At 45.0% G+C, this 16,069-nt stretch carries 15 protein-coding genes and 2 tRNA genes; 4 read left to right on the top strand and 13 right to left on the bottom strand.

The genetic code is table 11. The annotated features are described in order from the left end of the window. Positions 1–75: 75 nt before the first annotated feature. The 6 genes from MHUN_RS03330 to MHUN_RS03305 all read right to left on the bottom strand — a co-directional run bounded on the left by MHUN_RS03330 (position 76) and on the right by MHUN_RS03305 (position 6,516). Positions 76–321, bottom strand: a complete 246-nt coding sequence (locus MHUN_RS03330) for a type II toxin-antitoxin system MqsA family antitoxin (RefSeq protein ID WP_011447672.1) — start codon at positions 319–321, stop codon at positions 76–78. A gap of 3 nt (positions 322–324) precedes the next feature. Next, positions 325–705: a DUF4258 domain-containing protein gene (locus tag MHUN_RS03325; protein WP_011447671.1), complete on the bottom strand. Its 381-nt coding sequence runs from the start codon at positions 703–705 to the stop codon at positions 325–327. A 98-nt stretch (positions 706–803) separates the two neighbouring features. Further along, positions 804–2,579, bottom strand: coding sequence for a thiamine pyrophosphate-dependent enzyme (locus tag MHUN_RS03320; RefSeq protein WP_011447670.1), 1,776 nt, complete (start codon positions 2,577–2,579; stop codon positions 804–806). Between the two features lie 89 nt (positions 2,580–2,668). After that, the gene (locus MHUN_RS03315; RefSeq protein WP_143709340.1) at positions 2,669–3,490 is read right to left on the bottom strand and encodes an NAD(P)H-dependent oxidoreductase; all 822 of its coding nucleotides are present in this window, start codon (positions 3,488–3,490) and stop codon (positions 2,669–2,671) included. A gap of 1,241 nt (positions 3,491–4,731) precedes the next feature. After that, positions 4,732–6,342, bottom strand: a complete 1,611-nt coding sequence (locus tag MHUN_RS03310) for an IS1182-like element ISMhu2 family transposase (RefSeq protein WP_011447335.1) — start codon at positions 6,340–6,342, stop codon at positions 4,732–4,734. 101 nt (positions 6,343–6,443) lie between these two features. Then, positions 6,444–6,516, bottom strand: a tRNA-Glu gene (locus MHUN_RS03305). 101 nt (positions 6,517–6,617) lie between these two features. Here MHUN_RS03305 and MHUN_RS03300 point away from each other — a divergent pair. Continuing rightward, entirely contained in the window at positions 6,618–7,730 is a 1,113-nt protein-coding gene (locus tag MHUN_RS03300; RefSeq protein ID WP_011447668.1) for an OBG GTPase family GTP-binding protein, read from the top strand. 598 nt (positions 7,731–8,328) lie between these two features. Here the strand turns inward: MHUN_RS03300 and MHUN_RS03290 are convergent. Continuing rightward, the gene (locus tag MHUN_RS03290) at positions 8,329–9,441 is read right to left on the bottom strand and encodes a tRNA (guanine(10)-N(2))-dimethyltransferase (protein ID WP_011447667.1); all 1,113 of its coding nucleotides are present in this window, start codon (positions 9,439–9,441) and stop codon (positions 8,329–8,331) included. Between the two features lie 58 nt (positions 9,442–9,499). Here MHUN_RS03290 and MHUN_RS03285 point away from each other — a divergent pair. Both MHUN_RS03285 and MHUN_RS03280 read left to right on the top strand, forming a co-directional pair. Next, positions 9,500–9,574: transfer RNA gene (locus MHUN_RS03285), tRNA-Arg, on the top strand. 25 nt (positions 9,575–9,599) lie between these two features. Beyond that, positions 9,600–10,442, top strand: coding sequence for a geranylgeranylglycerol-phosphate geranylgeranyltransferase (locus MHUN_RS03280; protein WP_011447666.1), 843 nt, complete (start codon positions 9,600–9,602; stop codon positions 10,440–10,442). Positions 10,443–10,444: 2 nt separating this feature from the next. On the opposite strand, the gene MHUN_RS03275 is transcribed toward MHUN_RS03280, so the two are convergent. The 4 genes from MHUN_RS03275 to MHUN_RS03260 are packed head-to-tail and all read right to left on the bottom strand — an operon-like array spanning position 10,445 to position 13,970. Then, positions 10,445–11,137: a DUF116 domain-containing protein gene (locus tag MHUN_RS03275; RefSeq protein ID WP_011447665.1), complete on the bottom strand. Its 693-nt coding sequence runs from the start codon at positions 11,135–11,137 to the stop codon at positions 10,445–10,447. A gap of 10 nt (positions 11,138–11,147) precedes the next feature. Continuing rightward, positions 11,148–12,212 (bottom strand): S-methyl-5-thioribose-1-phosphate isomerase, encoded by a 1,065-nt coding sequence (gene mtnA / locus MHUN_RS03270; protein ID WP_011447664.1) that lies wholly within the window; start codon positions 12,210–12,212, stop codon positions 11,148–11,150. Then, positions 12,209–13,486, bottom strand: a complete 1,278-nt coding sequence (locus MHUN_RS03265; RefSeq protein ID WP_011447663.1) for a CoB--CoM heterodisulfide reductase iron-sulfur subunit A family protein — start codon at positions 13,484–13,486, stop codon at positions 12,209–12,211. The genes mtnA and MHUN_RS03265 overlap by 4 nt, the downstream gene beginning before the upstream one ends. Beyond that, positions 13,479–13,970 carry a gamma carbonic anhydrase family protein gene (locus MHUN_RS03260; protein WP_011447662.1) on the bottom strand — a complete coding sequence of 164 codons (492 nt, stop codon included), beginning with the start codon at positions 13,968–13,970 and terminating at the stop codon, positions 13,479–13,481. The genes MHUN_RS03265 and MHUN_RS03260 overlap by 8 nt, the downstream gene beginning before the upstream one ends. A gap of 224 nt (positions 13,971–14,194) precedes the next feature. On the opposite strand from MHUN_RS03260, the gene MHUN_RS03255 reads away from it, so the two are divergent. Continuing rightward, positions 14,195–14,704: a phosphopantetheine adenylyltransferase gene (locus MHUN_RS03255; protein WP_011447661.1), complete on the top strand. Its 510-nt coding sequence runs from the start codon at positions 14,195–14,197 to the stop codon at positions 14,702–14,704. Here the strand turns inward: MHUN_RS03255 and pyrI are convergent. Together pyrI and pyrB are read right to left on the bottom strand one after the other, a co-directional pair. After that, positions 14,675–15,142: an aspartate carbamoyltransferase regulatory subunit gene (pyrI, locus tag MHUN_RS03250; protein ID WP_011447660.1), complete on the bottom strand. Its 468-nt coding sequence runs from the start codon at positions 15,140–15,142 to the stop codon at positions 14,675–14,677. The two genes, MHUN_RS03255 and pyrI, sit on opposite strands and share 30 nt — an antisense overlap. Further along, positions 15,139–16,035, bottom strand: coding sequence for an aspartate carbamoyltransferase (gene pyrB, locus MHUN_RS03245; RefSeq protein WP_011447659.1), 897 nt, complete (start codon positions 16,033–16,035; stop codon positions 15,139–15,141). Before pyrB ends, pyrI begins: the two co-directional genes overlap by 4 nt. Positions 16,036–16,069 lie beyond the last annotated feature (34 nt).

Below are 16,069 nucleotides of genomic sequence, written 5' to 3'. Positions count from 1 at the left end.
AAGAAAAAAATAACTGAAATTTATCATTCGATCGGTGTTGTAATCCTATAAGTCCTATTAAGGACAAGTATAGTTTCAGGCTGGTAATTCGATCTCACCTGCAGCAAGCGGACGGACACAGATTGTTCCGGCATGAACATCCTGCATAACTTTATCGATTTTTTCTGAGGTCTCATATGAAAACCACGCCTCCCCACATCGTTCGCATACAAAGGCTGGAATATCTTTTATCACAATTACCTGATCCCTGACATGGGCAATAAATTCCGTTTTTCCTTCTTTCATTGTTCCTTTACAAAACTGGCACAATCCCGGTTTCATTATTTATCTCCTCATTTTATCGTTTATCCATCGATTATCCGGATGATATACTGTAACGATTTTTATGTGATCTTCACAAACTGCAATAACAATGTGTAGCACAGAATCGTGAATATATCCAAGCATCAGAAAGGAGGGACATGGAGTATCGTCATCATAAGTTTCAATGATCTCTCCTTTTGACAGGATAGGTAATATATCCTCTGATGAAATGCCACGTTCGAACATCCTGGTCCGTGCATGAGCAGAGAAGATGATTGAACGAGTATCAACCAGGATATGAATTCTCTCGAATGTTTTTAGAATTTTATCCTCTGTTAATTCCAGAGTGGAACCGGTCCCGGAATGAGTCGATGTCTGATTGATTTCCGGAGCGAATGTCATAATATACCCATACTATGGCCGAATATGTAAGAGTCCATTGAACAAATATCCTCTGTTTTCGAATGCCAAAAATATTACTACATTCCTAGATTCATTTTTCACGGAAACCGCCGGGGATCAGTTATCACATCAACAATAACCGGACATTGCTGATTCATTGCCCATTTCACTGCTGGTTCAAGCACGTCCGGTTGTTCAACTCTGATACCATCACCGCCACAGGATCTGGCATACATCACGAAATCCGGATTATGGAGACTCGTTGCAAAATTGGGATACTGCTCCAGCTGCTGCTCGACTCGAATCATTCCGAGTTCATGATTGTTGAGAACTATCACAACCATCGGGAGGTTGTTTTTTACTGCAGTGACAAAATCTCCCATGGCCATGGCAAACCCCCCATCACCGGTAATGCAAAAGACAGGTTTTTCAGGGTATGCAATTTTTCCGGCGATAGCTCCGGGAAATCCAAATCCCATGGTAGCAAGATAGCCGGACATGACAAATTTCTGACCACGTGTTCTGAAATTTCTGCCAAACCACCATCCATTCTCCCCGACATCTATGGAGATTATTGCATCCGGCGGGATTACTCTGGAGAGAACATCCATAATAAAAGGAGGTCTAATGGGAACAGAGAGATCTTCAGCCTCTTTTCTCCTGACTTCTTCCCAGGGTTTTTTCACAGCACTGACCTTTTCTTGTGCATGGGTATGGGAAGATGTAGGGAGTTTCGACAAAAGTTCTAATATGACCTCCCCGACATCCCCATACACCGGCAGGGTATCCTTTCCTTTCCCAAGACGAAGAGGATCATAATCTATCTGAAGAATCCTGATATGCTCAGGCACCCGGGTCATTTTTGAAAACCCGACACCCAGGGTTATGAGCAGATCTGCCTTCTCAACCATAGTCCGTGCTCCGGACGAGCCGACTGTTCCGAGGATCCCTGCATACATCGGATGGTCATCCGGAAATATCCCTTTTGCACGGAAGGTCGAGAGAACCGGAGCGTCAATCCTCTCCGCGAAGGAGGCAACCAGATCAGAATAGGGGCATGCACCCCATCCGGCGAGAATAACTGGATTTTTGGATGAAGCGATGAGTTCAATGGCTTTTTGTATGGTCAGGGCATCCGGTCTGACGATAAGTGAAGGTATGACTCCCCTGATCTCGGTATGTTCAGGAGCAATCTCCTGTTTCTGGATATCATTCGGTACCGAAATTTGTGCAACGCCACTTCTGACAATGGCATGCTGAACGGCCACGGTCAGGATCTTTACAGCCATCTTTTTATCATAGATAGTGTTGTTATAGACCGTAACCGGCCTGAAAAAGGCATCCTGATCAATCTCCTGAAAACCGCCCGGACCGGCATACTGCATCTCTACCTGTCCGTTTATCGAGAGCACGGATGCCCGATCTTCCTTGGCATCATAAAGACCGGTTGCAAGATTGGTCGCTCCTGGTCCTGCAATGGTCACACATGCTGCTACTTTTCCGGTGAGCTTATTGTAGGCTGAAGCGGCCATTGCTGCATTCTCTTCATGTCGGAAGAGCGTGAAATTCGCTCGTTCATGTTTCCTGATTGCATCAATGATCCCAAGACTGCTCGTTCCAGGAACTCCGAAATACTCTGTGATACCAAAGTGAACGAGGTTTTCAATTATTGCTTCAGAAACTGTGGGGAATGGGGTGCCTTCTGGTGATGCTTCACTCACCTGTATAAAGACTGTTTTGTCTGCATGACAGATCGGACATCGCCAGGTATCAGGGATTGCTGCAAATGGAGTTCCAGGTGGTATGGAGGAGGTCGGATCTCCGGTTGTTTCATTATAGAGATATCCACAGATGTTACATTTCCATACAGCCATGATATGTGAATTACCGGTGATATGATAATATTGTTTTGTCCGGGAAAAATATTCAAAAATTATTAAAAAAGGAATTCAATTTAGAAAAATCATTCCGAAACCGGAATTATCCTATCTTTTATCTGACTTTCAATATTCAGATCAATCATCTCTATCACATTATTGACAACACCCCTGGTATGGGTCCGAAGCATCTCATCGGTACTGAAAAACTCCCTATCCTCATTGCTGGAGTATTCTGCCCCGTGGGTTCGGTATGCAATCCCAAAGGGAGCCAGAATATACCCGAGCTGCTGAAAGTTCAGAAAGATATTCATGGCAGTGGTAATCCCTCCGTCCTCATGACCACAGACCAGAATCCCGACTACTTTCCCCTGTGTCAGACCCGGTTTTTGCAGATGATAGAGGTTCTGCATACAGGTTGTCCGGTCCAGGAATGTCTTCAGCCTGGCAGACATGTTGTTCCAGTTAATAGGTGAAGCAATTATCACCGCTTTTGTCTTGGCCAGCAACTCATGAAATACATGCATGTCATCATCATTATTCCGACAGGGGTAGTCACATGACTGGGCCCTGACCGCATAGCAGCACCAGCAATTATCGATAGTATATTCATTCAGGTTAAACCGCCGGTATGAGATATTTCGTTCCTTCAGGACCTCTTCCGCAATATCGGCCATTACCCCGGTATTCCCAGCTCGGTGAGAACTTCCATTGATGATGAGGACGTCAAAATCCTCAACCGGACAGGTAACCGGCTTGTCATGCACCGGTATGAACTCACCACTCGGACTATGACAATGAGGGCAGCCTTTCGGGGGTTTCTCTCCGGTGAACAGAAACCCACAAACGGTGCATTTCCAGGGTATTTTATTGGTTCCCGGTGTCTGGTTATCTGATGTATCAGCCATACTACTTCTTGGTTATACTATCTGGGAAGAACTATTTGAATACAATTCATTTGTATCCGGTCCCTGATGATTATTGTTATCAGGATATCAGGCTAAATCAGGCCGCCAGTAATCTCTGACAGCAACCACCATTTCAGACGAATATGTATACGATATCCTCCTCGTCAGCACCTGTTACCGAATCAGATCACAGAGAAAGAGAACGAGTTCTTCTGCCGGATTCCTACACTATCGCGACTGATGATTCAAGCCGGGCTGGGCAACCATGGTGATGAGGGAGGTTCACATACCATGGAAGGCAGGCGGATCCATCCGATCCACCTATTCAAGTTACGAATTTATAGTCGCTCATCAGAACGAATAGAAATACCACTCTTCTGATACATGCATTTACGAATAATGTATATCGGTCTGTCGCTCCTTCATCTAGTAAAACTCCGGGTAAAATCATACGGTTCTTCTGGATATGGGCATTTATTGGAAATTTTTTGATAGGATCCTGAAATAAAATCGAGTTTCTTCAGATCGATCTTTCCAATGTTCTGGTTCGTGTCGGTTTTTACCTAGTATATCCGGTTCTTATGATCCCTCACCAGAGAAAACTGTGTAAATAATTGCACTTCATGGAAGAAGGTCACATTGCTCTCTGCTCCACTCTCTAGAATGGCTGCTGGATCTTCTCCGGTGACAACATCAACCGAGTTTAACAGGTGAAATACCTACATGACATAATTGTGGATTGTATCATTACCGGATTTTATCGGGAGATTGAACTGGTTGAGTTTTGTTAATCTGACAGACCGGTCAGCGGGAGCCGGGCCTCCGGGAAGGCCAACAAATAGGTTCTGCGGTATTTCATTGTCATAATGTGCAAGATTACACGTGAATAACGAGAATTTATCGATGCTCTACTCAGTGAGAGTTTCTTTGTAGAGTGCTACAGACCTCCCCCTTGGGTTGATCGTCTGAATTGTAATTTTTTTTAAATTTTTTTACCTGGCATCATCAGCCAAATCCATAAACGGTGAATCAAGGTTTCGTATGGATTTCTTTATGATATATTCTTCTTCAGAATTCCAAGTGAATGATTCCAGGACTGCAATATTTCTATGGTCGGCAATGATGTATCAATCTGGAAAAAGGTATTACAACAGAGAAATTAAAATTATCAAATGAGGGTGTTGCACCAATGATCAATATCATGCAGGATCACAAATGATCGATCTCTACCCCTTAAGCTATCAACCAAAATAGACTAATGGATGTATGAACCTGCATGTATCAATTCCCACTTTACATACTGTGTTTGCAAAAATATAGGAAAAACCTGAACCTCTTGACGGTTTTATAATATTCGTAGCAAATTCTTTAATTTTAACTATACCCTCAAATCTGATAAGTTTTTTTATATTATGCACTAATGCAGCTAAAAAGAATTCTCCCTCGCAATTCTCTTTCCCTTTTTGAGAGAAACTCCTAAACCTCATATTATGTTTCATATTACCAAAAACTGGTTCGACCATGTATTTTCGTTTTCGATATAACTCTCTACCAGTGGGGGATTTCACACGTACTTCCATAACTCGTTTACAAATTTCCTGAGTTGTTGCTTGTTTCTCTCTGTTCATAAAAGATTGCCAAACAAACGTCCCGATACTTTGCAATTCCGGAAATGTGATTATTTCTCCCATACAAATCGCCCGACATATCATTTCCATTCGTGAGATATACCCATCATTATCTGAATATTCTGGAATTTTTCTTTCTTTAGAAGGAGGGATGATGAGTTGAATGCCATAATCCAATTCTGCTAAAGAATTCGGGTATGAGAAATAACCTGCATCAGATAGTAGTATATTAGGCGAAATTGATGGATGAATACCCGTAAAAAGGTCTTCGAGTTCATTTAGCATAGGTATTAATAATTTTTTATCGTTTTGCTCATCTGATATCATTGCAGCGAGGATAAATTGATTTTCAGAAACGATAATCTGCCCATTATACCCTTGAATCCAGCCATTGGTGGTTGACATTATCTGACTTTCAGGATCAGTGAGATTTACTTTTGAATCTGAAGATGGCTCTTTTTTAGGCTCTAAAGGCTTTCTACCTCGTTTCTTTTTACCCGATTCTAATTCTTCTTTTTCGCGGTCCAGAATCTTTTCTTCTTGTTTTTTAGATTCGATATCATGTCGTTCAATTAATTTCTCTTTAGCCCGATTAAGAACTTCCTTTCGTTTTTCTTTTGTTGAAAGATGCTCAGGTAGTCGGTTAATCTCCATATCCTGAATATTTATATCATCGTTTTCTAACTCATCAATTTCCTGTGATTCATCAAAAAGCCGACCTAGCTCTGCTTCAAGGTATTTTAATTTTTTATTGGCTGATAAAGAGGCATTACAGCCAAATTTTGATCCATCGAGGGCTAGGACACCGATTCTTGCTATCCCGGATTCTACGATAATTTGAGATAATTGTTTAAAAAGGGATTTGATTTCTTTTGAATTATTCTTCTTGAAACGATAGATCGTTGTATGGTCAGGTGTAAGATTATTGGCGACAATCCGATATCCAATATCATAATGGCAGCACATCTCAATTTTTCTGCTAGATTTTTCTCCACGAATCATTGAATAAATTATTATTCCAAGCATTGAACGAGGATCAAAAAAGGCAGAACCGCGACCATCGTCACGATATTTATTAATAAATGGACTAATATCGAGAATCGAAAGAATTTCTAATATGCCATAAGTAATATCATTTTCAGATAGCCAGTCCATCGCATTGACAGGGAGTAAAAATTGTTGTTCATTACCATATCCTCTAATCATGTTATAGCGATGAGACATATAATATATTGATCTTAATAATATATATAATTAAGCTTTAATAATTTATATTAAGCTTTTTTTGTGTTTGTGCAACAGCCTCAAATATTTAAGATAAATTATGCTGATATGGGGATTTGAACCCCAGTCGCAGGAGTGAGAGTCCTGCATGATTGACCCCTACACTATATCAGCTGTGCCTCTAAATGTTATCATTTGAAATATATAAACAAACCGGTTTTTCCTGAAATGATCCCACAGATATAAGAGTACAAGAGGGGAACGTATTAGGATACATGGCTGGTATTGAGGATCAAATCAAGGAGATAGAGGACGAGATCCAGAATACCGTTTATAACAAGGCTACCTCAAAGCATATCGGGCGGCTCAAAGCAAAACTCGCCAAAATGAAAGAGGAAGCCGTAAACCGGGCGATGAAAGCCGGTGGCGGTGGAGAAGGCTATGCCGTTAAAAAATCCGGCGATGCAACGGTGGTTCTTGTCGGTTTTCCTTCTACTGGTAAATCCACGCTCCTGAATGTGCTCACAGGTACTCAAAGTGAAACCGGAGCGTATGCATTCACCACCCTGACAGTGGTTCCCGGCGCTCTTGAACATAAAGGCGCAAAAATTCAGCTCCTTGATATCCCCGGACTTATCGCCGGTGCCGCGATGGGAAAAGGCCGGGGGAAGGAAGTCATTGCCGTTGTCAGAAATGCAGATATGATCGTCCTTCTTGTCGATGTTTTTAATGAAAAACACGTGGACGTCCTGTTCCGTGAATTATACGACGCAGGTATCAGGGTCAATGTTCCAAAACCTGATATTACTATAAAAAAGACCTCACGGGGAGGGGTCAGATTAAATGCGGTTGGAACCTTGGATCTGGATATCGAAGAAGTCCGGTCCATTTTGACTGAGAACCGTATCGCAAGTGCAGATATTCTTATCAGAGGAAATGCTACCCAGGATGACCTGATTGATGCAATCATGGGGAGCAGAGTATACATCCCGGCGATCATCGCTGTCAATAAGGTTGACCTTATCGATGAAAAGGACCGGAAGAAGATCGAAGAAGATCTTACCGAGCGGTTTGGACAAAAACCAATCATGATATCTGCAGCAACCGGCTACCACATGGAAGAATTAAAGGATGCAATATACAATGCACTTGGATTTATCAGGATATTCCTCAAGCCCCAGGCAGGACCTGCAGATATGGATGAACCACTCATCATGAGAACCGGTTCAAAAATTGAAGACGTCTGTCGGAAATTGCATCGTGACTTTGTTGATAAATTCAGATATGCACGTGTCTGGGGCACATCTGTCAAACATGAAGCACAGCGGGTAGGTATTGCCCATAACCTTGCAGATGAGGATATTCTGCAGATCATCATCGAACGATAATTATTTTTTTTAGATGATATCACATGGATATCACTGTGGAGATGCCACCTTCAACAAAGACAAATACTCCCCCGACATCAGACTCTGATAATACTGAGGGTCCGCTCACTTTTGATAAACTATGACTGATGTTTCAGAAGACAGGTAAAAGATTCAATAAACTGGAAAGATTGTTTACATCATAGTGGGGAAAATTAATTGAAACCCTGGTGGATCGAGACATTATACCCATCCTGAACCAACGGGGAATGGCAGTTACGGATATCATAAAAAGGGAGATCCGGGGAACGGGAGGGTATTGATTATGAATTTGACATTAATGCAATAAACGGCATTGATATCGTGATTGTCAAAGTAAAAACAACCTTACGGCCTGAAGATTTCAGGGATTTCAAAAAAAACTGAAGATGACAAAGATATGGATGCCGGAATATTCTGATAAAAGGGTATACGGGGCAGTTGCATTCCTGACAGAGGATACCGGAGCAGCATAGAGAAGAAAGGTCTCTTTGTCATCAGGGCAACAGAAGATTGTGTCAATATAATAAATGCAGATACATTCATCCCAAAACCCTGGTAATTTTTTCTCCCTTATTCTTCACGAACTTATACAATCCCTTATCTCTTCGAGCGGTGCATCGGTCTTGATACCATACCCGGAATAATGCACCCGGCCTGCACGGTATCCTTTATCCCTGAGTCGGTTCAGCAGCACATCGATCGGCCCTGGTGACAACCGGTAAAATTTCCCCAGTTTATGATAATCATAACTAAAGGAGATATCTGGCTCATCTCTGCACAATGCTAACAGTTTTAATAGTCCTGATGGATCACCGGCGATAAAGGTCTCAGCATCCTCTATCATCCCGGCAAGAATATTGGGATCATGGGTTGATCCGGTCCAGAGTGGTCCGGTTGGAGTTAATGATGCTCCGCAGAGCGGACAGGTATGAATCCCGGGGAAGAATTTCTGTTCCTCCAAACGGTATGGGCATTTCGGACACTGATGAATGTATCCAAGCCGTGCAATACTCTTGTCAGCTGCCGACGCACTACTCTTCAGCTGGAGATGAAGCCTGACAAAATGTTCATGGGCATAACAGAAGAGTGGAGTAATCCCTTTGTCATATACCGCTGCATGCCTGGCAACATTCCCAAGAAGTATCCGAAGGCCAACTTCGGTATGGTATTCGGTATTGAGTGGCCGTGCCATGTACCGCCGTATCCCTGCTTTCAGGTGAGCACCACATAATGGTGCCGTATCAGTTGCAGTAACGCCAAGATACTTCCCCGAAGAACGAATGGCAGCATCAATAAACGGAGCAGGAGTGCCAAAAGGATCAAGATCCACAAACCCGAACTTCTCATCTGACATCAGACTGTTCGCATCACGACAGGTAATATCTGCCTTTATCCCAAGAGACTGGACATTATGCGTGATAAGATCAATCGCCAACTGATCCCGATCATTGAAGGTGACCGGAACACCGGTTTCATAACCGACCCTGCACCCCCTGATTCCGGAGGCGGCCATCGCATCCAGATATGAATGTGGATGGGTCTGCCGTACCACAAGAACGGTACTGTCACGATTCAGTGCCATCCTGGAATTATAAAATACGGGCGCTGTGCCAGGCGGAAAGGGAACGTCAGGATTCTGGCAGGGCACTGCAATCGTGGTCCTGCCTTCCGTGACCCAGGTGAGGTCCATTCCGCTAAAAATGGTGTTCGATAATCTTATACCTATCCCTGCTACATGTAATAAGGCAGGACGTGTGGCCTAGTCAGGATATGGCGTCAGCCTCCTAAGCTGAATGCCGGGGGTTCAAATCCCTCCACGTCCGTACCCTTTTTTGAAACAGGTGTGAAATGAACGGCGCAGCCTATCTCTCCATCATCCGGCCGGTTAATGCAGTTGTTGCCGGACTAGCAGGAATTCTTGCATCAATTATCGCAACCGGCTCTATTCCGGCAGAGTTTTTTTGGATTTTTTGTATCGTCCTTACAATCACTGGGGCAGGCAATGTCATCAATGACTACTATGACAAGGAGATCGATGCGATAAACCAACCTGACCGGCCCATCCCATCAGGGCAGATAATACCAGGGCATGCACTCATGTATGCCATTCTTCTCTTTCTTATCGGTAATGGTATCGCCATCCTCTTCACCCCCCTGCCTCTTGCCGGAATAGCCATGGGAAATTCAGTTATTTTATGGCTGTATGCATCATTTTTAAAAAAGACGCCTCTCATTGGAAATATATCGGTATCATATCTTGCAGCAAGCATCTTTCTGTTCGGTGGCGCAATACAAGGAACTCAAGGCATTATATCTGTTTTTCCTATTGCCGGTGCCACCTGGGGTGTCATGCTTGCACGTGAACTCATAAAAGACGCTGAAGACATGCCGGGGGATAATGAACATGGAGCACGGACATTTCCTCTCCTCTATGGTATTCGTGCAACCATCTATCTTGCTCTCATAAGTGCAACTGCCGGCGTTCTCATGTCTCTGCTCCTCTATTCGAGGTGGGGGGCATTCTACCTGGGTGCCATCATTCTTGTTGATGCAATCATCCTGTTTGGAGCAATACGGGGAATGAAGGCAACCAATTCAGAAGAGATGATAAAAGCAAAGAGTTCAAAGATATTAAAGGCAGGAATGTTTGCTTCACTCCTGGTATTCCTACTCTCGGCAGTTCTGCTGTAATCTCATTCAATATATTTTTTCAGCTCTTCGGGGATTTTATCCGGTGCAATACCAAGAATAGCGGTCTTGAAAACCTGGTCCCAGTCTGCAGAAGTCTCCACACACCCATCAGAGGTATTTACAACTCCCATGGCAATGATGTTATACTGACCGGACATCTCAATCCCCTCTTTTACTTCAAGAAGACATCCTATACCGATAATCGCACGGGGACGATACCGCTTTATCATCCGCTTGATAAAAGAAGAACCAGGAATAATAAACACCCGGTATCCTAACAGCTCTAACAGACGTTTTCCCTCTCCTACCTTACAGAGACCGCATTCACGACATTTCAGCCCTTCGTCATGCAGGTGAGCAGGACATGCATTGGATCGAAGACAATGAGGCATAAAGACAACCCGTTCGGTCACGGGGATAGACATGAATGCCTTTCGGTTCAGCGTATTCTGAAGCGTTACAATGATCCTGAAAAAATCACTGTCTTCAAAACCGAAGAGGCGGAACATACTTCGCATCATTCCTTCAAGAAAGAGAAGTCCTGCCCGCATGAACTTAGGAAACAGAATATTTCCTGAGCGGATGGCATAGAGGGTAAGAATAAGCAGAATGCATCCAAGCACAAGGATGGATAAAATTACCAGTATTGTCAGCTCTCCGATAAGCGTGATTACCGGCATATATGGCTGAAGCATGGTCATCACCTTAGTGCCTCTGCATATCCTTCCCCTTCTTTAACTGTTTTATGGTTTCAATATCACGAGGGAGTGTAAAAATTCCGTACTCGGTAATAATTCCGGAGATAAGATGTACGGGTGTTGCATCAAAAGCAGGATTCCATACCGGGACGTTATCTGGTCCGGTCACACATCCACGGACCTTCCTGACCTCTTGTGGATCCCTCTCCTCAATGATGACCATATCTTCACAGCTCTCCTCGTCAAAGGTGGAGAGTGGGGCTGCAACATAAAAGGGAATAGTATGAGTCTGTGCACAGACGGCATGCATATATGTCCCGATTTTATTGAATACTGCATCAGATACGATTCTGTCGGCTCCAACAATTACAACGTCGATGGCACCTTTCCGCATGAGAACGGCGGCCATGGAATCTGTGATGAGGGTGACGTCGATCCCGTCTCTGAGCAGTTCCCAGGTGGTAAGGCGGGCACCCTGGAGAAGTGGCCGCGTTTCACAGGCGTATACCGAAATGTTCTTTCCTGCTTCATGAGCGGAACGGATTACTCCAAGAGCAGTCCCCCATTCGGCACAGGCAAGAGCTCCTGCATTACAATGGGTCAGGATTCTGGCACCATCCGGAATGACTTCAAGCCCGGTTTTCCCAATGGCATGGCAGGTTCTCCTGTCAGCATCGATAACCTCCTCTGCGGCATCTACTGCCCTGCTTTTGGCCTCTTCTATCGTTTGTGAGGACATGATAGCAGTGAGGACATGATCTATGCCATAAAAGAGATTCACCGCAGTAGGCCGGGTTTTTCTGAGAAGATCTGCATCTGATCCCACCTGGTCTAAAAATTCCGGCAGTGAATCTGCTTTCGTAATCAGCGCCGATAACGCAACCCCACATCCTCCGGCACACCCTAACGCTGGTGCACCCCTGATACCCAGACGTTTTATCGCTTCAGCAAGATCAGGAATTGTCCTGGCGGTTCTGACTTCATAGATGTCAGGAAGCAGGGTCTGTTCTATGTATTCAATTGAGGGAATGTGGGGGTGAAAAAGAATTGGACGAAGAGGCTCCATGGTCATCCACGCATCAGACTCATTACGGCCTGCATTGCTGCTGCACCGCCTTCCATGACAGAATCAGGAATATCCATTGGTTCCTTGCAGGTCCCGGCAATAAAAACTCCTGGTTTTAAGGTCTGTACCGGACCTGATTTTACATTTACACTCTCAAAAAATCCTGATTCATCGCAGGTGATACCAAGACGTTCGGCAAGTGTTGATGCATTTCCTGTCGGTCTGATTCCAACAGACAAAACAACGAGATCAGCATGTATCTTAAGAACATCCTTTGTCTCTGAATTTTCAACCTGCACGATGATCGTTCCGTCCTGAGCATAGATATCTCCTGGCATCCCCCTGATAAACCTGACACCAAGCTGCTCTGCACGGGCATAATACTCCTCATATCCCTTGCCATATGCACGGATATCCATATACAGAATCGTAACACGGGTATCCGGATTCTTCTCCTTAATCAGCATGGCATTTTTTATCGCATACATACAGCAGACTGCCGAACAGGAGGGGCATCCCAGTGGCAAGTCCCGTGAACCAACGCATTGGATAAAGACGATCTCCTTTGGCGGCTGACCATCGGAAATCCGTTTTACCTTCCCCCCTGTCGGCCCGCTGGCATTAATAATACGTTCCAGTTCCAGGCTGGTGATTACATCCGGTATTGAGAGATATTTGTAGGGAGTTTTCTTTCGTGCATCAAAGACGGCATATCCGGTTGCGATTACGATGGTTCCGGCCTTGATGACTAACTCCTCCTCTGCATCTTCACTATCCCTGAGAACGGCCTGTTTCCCACAGATATCATAGCAGAGACCGCAGTCAATACAATGCTCCTTGTCACGTATGACGACATTGGGTACAACCTGTGGATGCGCCTTATATATTGCTTTCCTGACACCAATCCCGGCATCAAACCGGTTATAGACCTCAACAGGACAAACTTCCACACAGTCCCCACAGCCGGTACAATCCGCTGCCCTGACATACCGGGGATGACGGAGCACATGGACAGAGAAGTTTCCCGCTTCTCCCTCTACTCCGATAACTTCAGAACAGGTATGAAGTGTTATGGTGGGATGCCTCTCAACCTCGACCATCTTGGGACTTAAAATACACATGGAACAGTCATTTGTCGGGAACGTCTTATCCAGCATCGCCATATGACCTCCGATGGTCGGTTCACGTTCAATAAGGGCTACATGTACACCATGGTTGGCAATATCCAGTGCAGCAGTAATTCCTGCTATGCCTCCTCCGATTACGACCGCGTTATTCATGGGCATGAATCCGTGCAAGTTTTACATACTCAGAAGCATTCGTTCGTATTCCTGCTATCTCTTCATCTGAAAGTGTTCTGATCACCTTTCCAGGCAGACCAAGGACCAGAGATCCGGGAGGTATGACCTTTCCTTCAGTAATAACGGCGCCTGCACCAATGATGGTATTGTCACTAACAACCGCACCGTTTAATACAATCGCCCCCATTCCAACCAGGACAGTGCTCCCGATAGTACATCCATGAAGGATTGCGCCATGGCCGACGGATACATCGTCACCAATGGTAACCGGATGCCCTTTTGAAGTGTGGACCACACAATTATCCTGAATATTGGATCGATCTCCAATGGTAATCCGGTCCTTGTCTGCACGGATGACAGCTCCGTACCAGACATTGACCTCCTGACCGGTAACCACATCGCCAATGACCGTGGAGTTTGGTGCAATAAAAGCAGCGTTTGGGATATTCTGATAAATCTGCATAAGACGTTCTCAGGTTTATTACCGCATTCACCAACCCTCTGTTCGGGAAGGTTATCTCATACGTTTAGACTCCGATAGTATAATAGCATCAGTAATAATCAGCCTTTTGTTCCACCTTTTCCCTCATCATATGATTCCAGTACCGGAATACCTTGTCAGATATTCAGGCCTCACAGAGAACGAATGATATCAGATTTTATAAAATCGCATGAAACAGTATATCTATGAAAATTATGGTGGGGGGCACGTTTGATCCTCTGCATGACGGACACCGGCTTCTCATCAGACGCGCTTTTGACCTGGCCACCCCGGAAGGGACGGTCATAATCGGCCTTACCAGTGATTCTTTTGCCAACCGGAAGAGTCATCCGATTCATTCCTATGCTGACCGGTACCGGGATCTGGTCTCATTTATCAAATCCCTTGAACCTGAAACGACCTGGGAGATAGAAGAACTGCATGATCAGTACGGTTCCACACTTGATGCAGACTTTGATGCTCTGGTTGTCAGTGAAGAGACATTTCCTGTCGGGAAAAATATCAATCAGAAGAGGCGGGAGCGGGGAAAGCCGTGCGTTGAAATTCACATGATACGGTGCGTCCTTGCAGAGGATGGCCGATGGATATCAAGTACCCGTATCTGGCGGGGTGAGATCGATACACATGGGAGACTGATACAGCAGCAGCCCCAAAAAGAAGGGAGTTCAGATGATATGCGAAGAGATGTCGGATGAGATAACCGCATCACAATAGGAACAAACTGCTTTCTTCCCATGCATCTCAAATCTGCTCATAACAGGTTCATTGGTATTTGTAATACAACAGGGATTGGGACATCGTAAAACTCCAATCAGAACCGGGGGGATAATAACACCTTTCTTTTCAATAACCCTGAAATTACGGATGATATTGATGGTGGCGTTCGGTGCAACAAGGGCTATCCGATCAACTTCCTGTGCTTTGAGCTCCCGCTTCTCTATCTTTACTACATCTTTCTTCTCCTGTGCCTTGCTGCTGACATTGGTTGCAACACTGACGCACTCCCGGGTACTTCCCGTTATCCCAAGAATCCGGAGGACGGTGAGTGCCTCTCCGGCTTTGATATGATCGATAACCGTACCGTTCTCGATTGTGCTGATGACCAAAGTCCGTTTTGGCTCTTCATTGGTCATACCATAACCTCGGTGAGCATGGCCATCCTGACTGGGACGCCATTTCTTGCCTGTTCAAAATACCGGGCATAGGGAAGGTTGTCAACAGACGGATCAATCTCATCAACCCGCGGTAAGGGATGCAGAATAGCAAGGTGTTCCTTTACATCAGTGAGAAGGGAGGGGGTGATCCGGTAACTGGACGATACATCATAAAATTTGGCAGGGTCAGGGAACCTCTCACGCTGAAGTCTGGTCACATACAGCACATCCAGGTCACTGATTACCTCTTCAATCGAATCATGTTCGATAACGGTGGCCCCCCGCTCCTCAAGATTATCATGAATGGAATCAGGAAGCCCTAGTCCCTTTGGTGCAATCGTATGGATCCTCGCATTGTAGTGGGTTAGTGCATAGGCAAGGGAATGAGTGGTCCTGCCATACATCAAGTCCCCGATAAGACCGATATGAATGTTGTCTAGTGACATTGACTGACGGATGGTATAGAGATCGATGAGGGTCTGGGAAGGATGTTGTCCGGCGCCGTCCCCTCCATTCAGAATTGGAATCTCTGAAAATTCACTGGCAAGCCTGGCTGCCCCAACCTTGGGATGACGGAGCACAATGGCATCAGCATACCCGCTGACAACCCGGATGGTGTCGGCAAGGGTCTCTCCTTTTGCCATGGAACTTACCTCCACGCCGCCAAGGTTCATACAGGACCCGCCAAGCCGGAGCATGGCAGATTCAAATGACATCCGTGTCCGGGTGCTGGGTTCAAAAAAGAGGAGACCGAGGATTTTTCCTTTAAGCGGTTCTTTACCTGCAAATTCAGCGGTTACTTCTCCAGCCCTGGCCAATAGCCGGTCGATCTGATCCCGGTCCAGATCATGGATGGAGATGATGTGATTCATGGACGTATGCGTTCTCCTCCGGTACCTACTAGTG

Origin of the sequence: Methanospirillum hungatei JF-1, from assembly GCF_000013445.1 — an archaeon.
Lineage (GTDB): Archaea > Halobacteriota > Methanomicrobia > Methanomicrobiales > Methanospirillaceae > Methanospirillum > Methanospirillum hungatei.
Note: the sequence above shows the minus strand (reverse complement) of the source record. Positions and strands in the feature narration are given on the sequence as shown.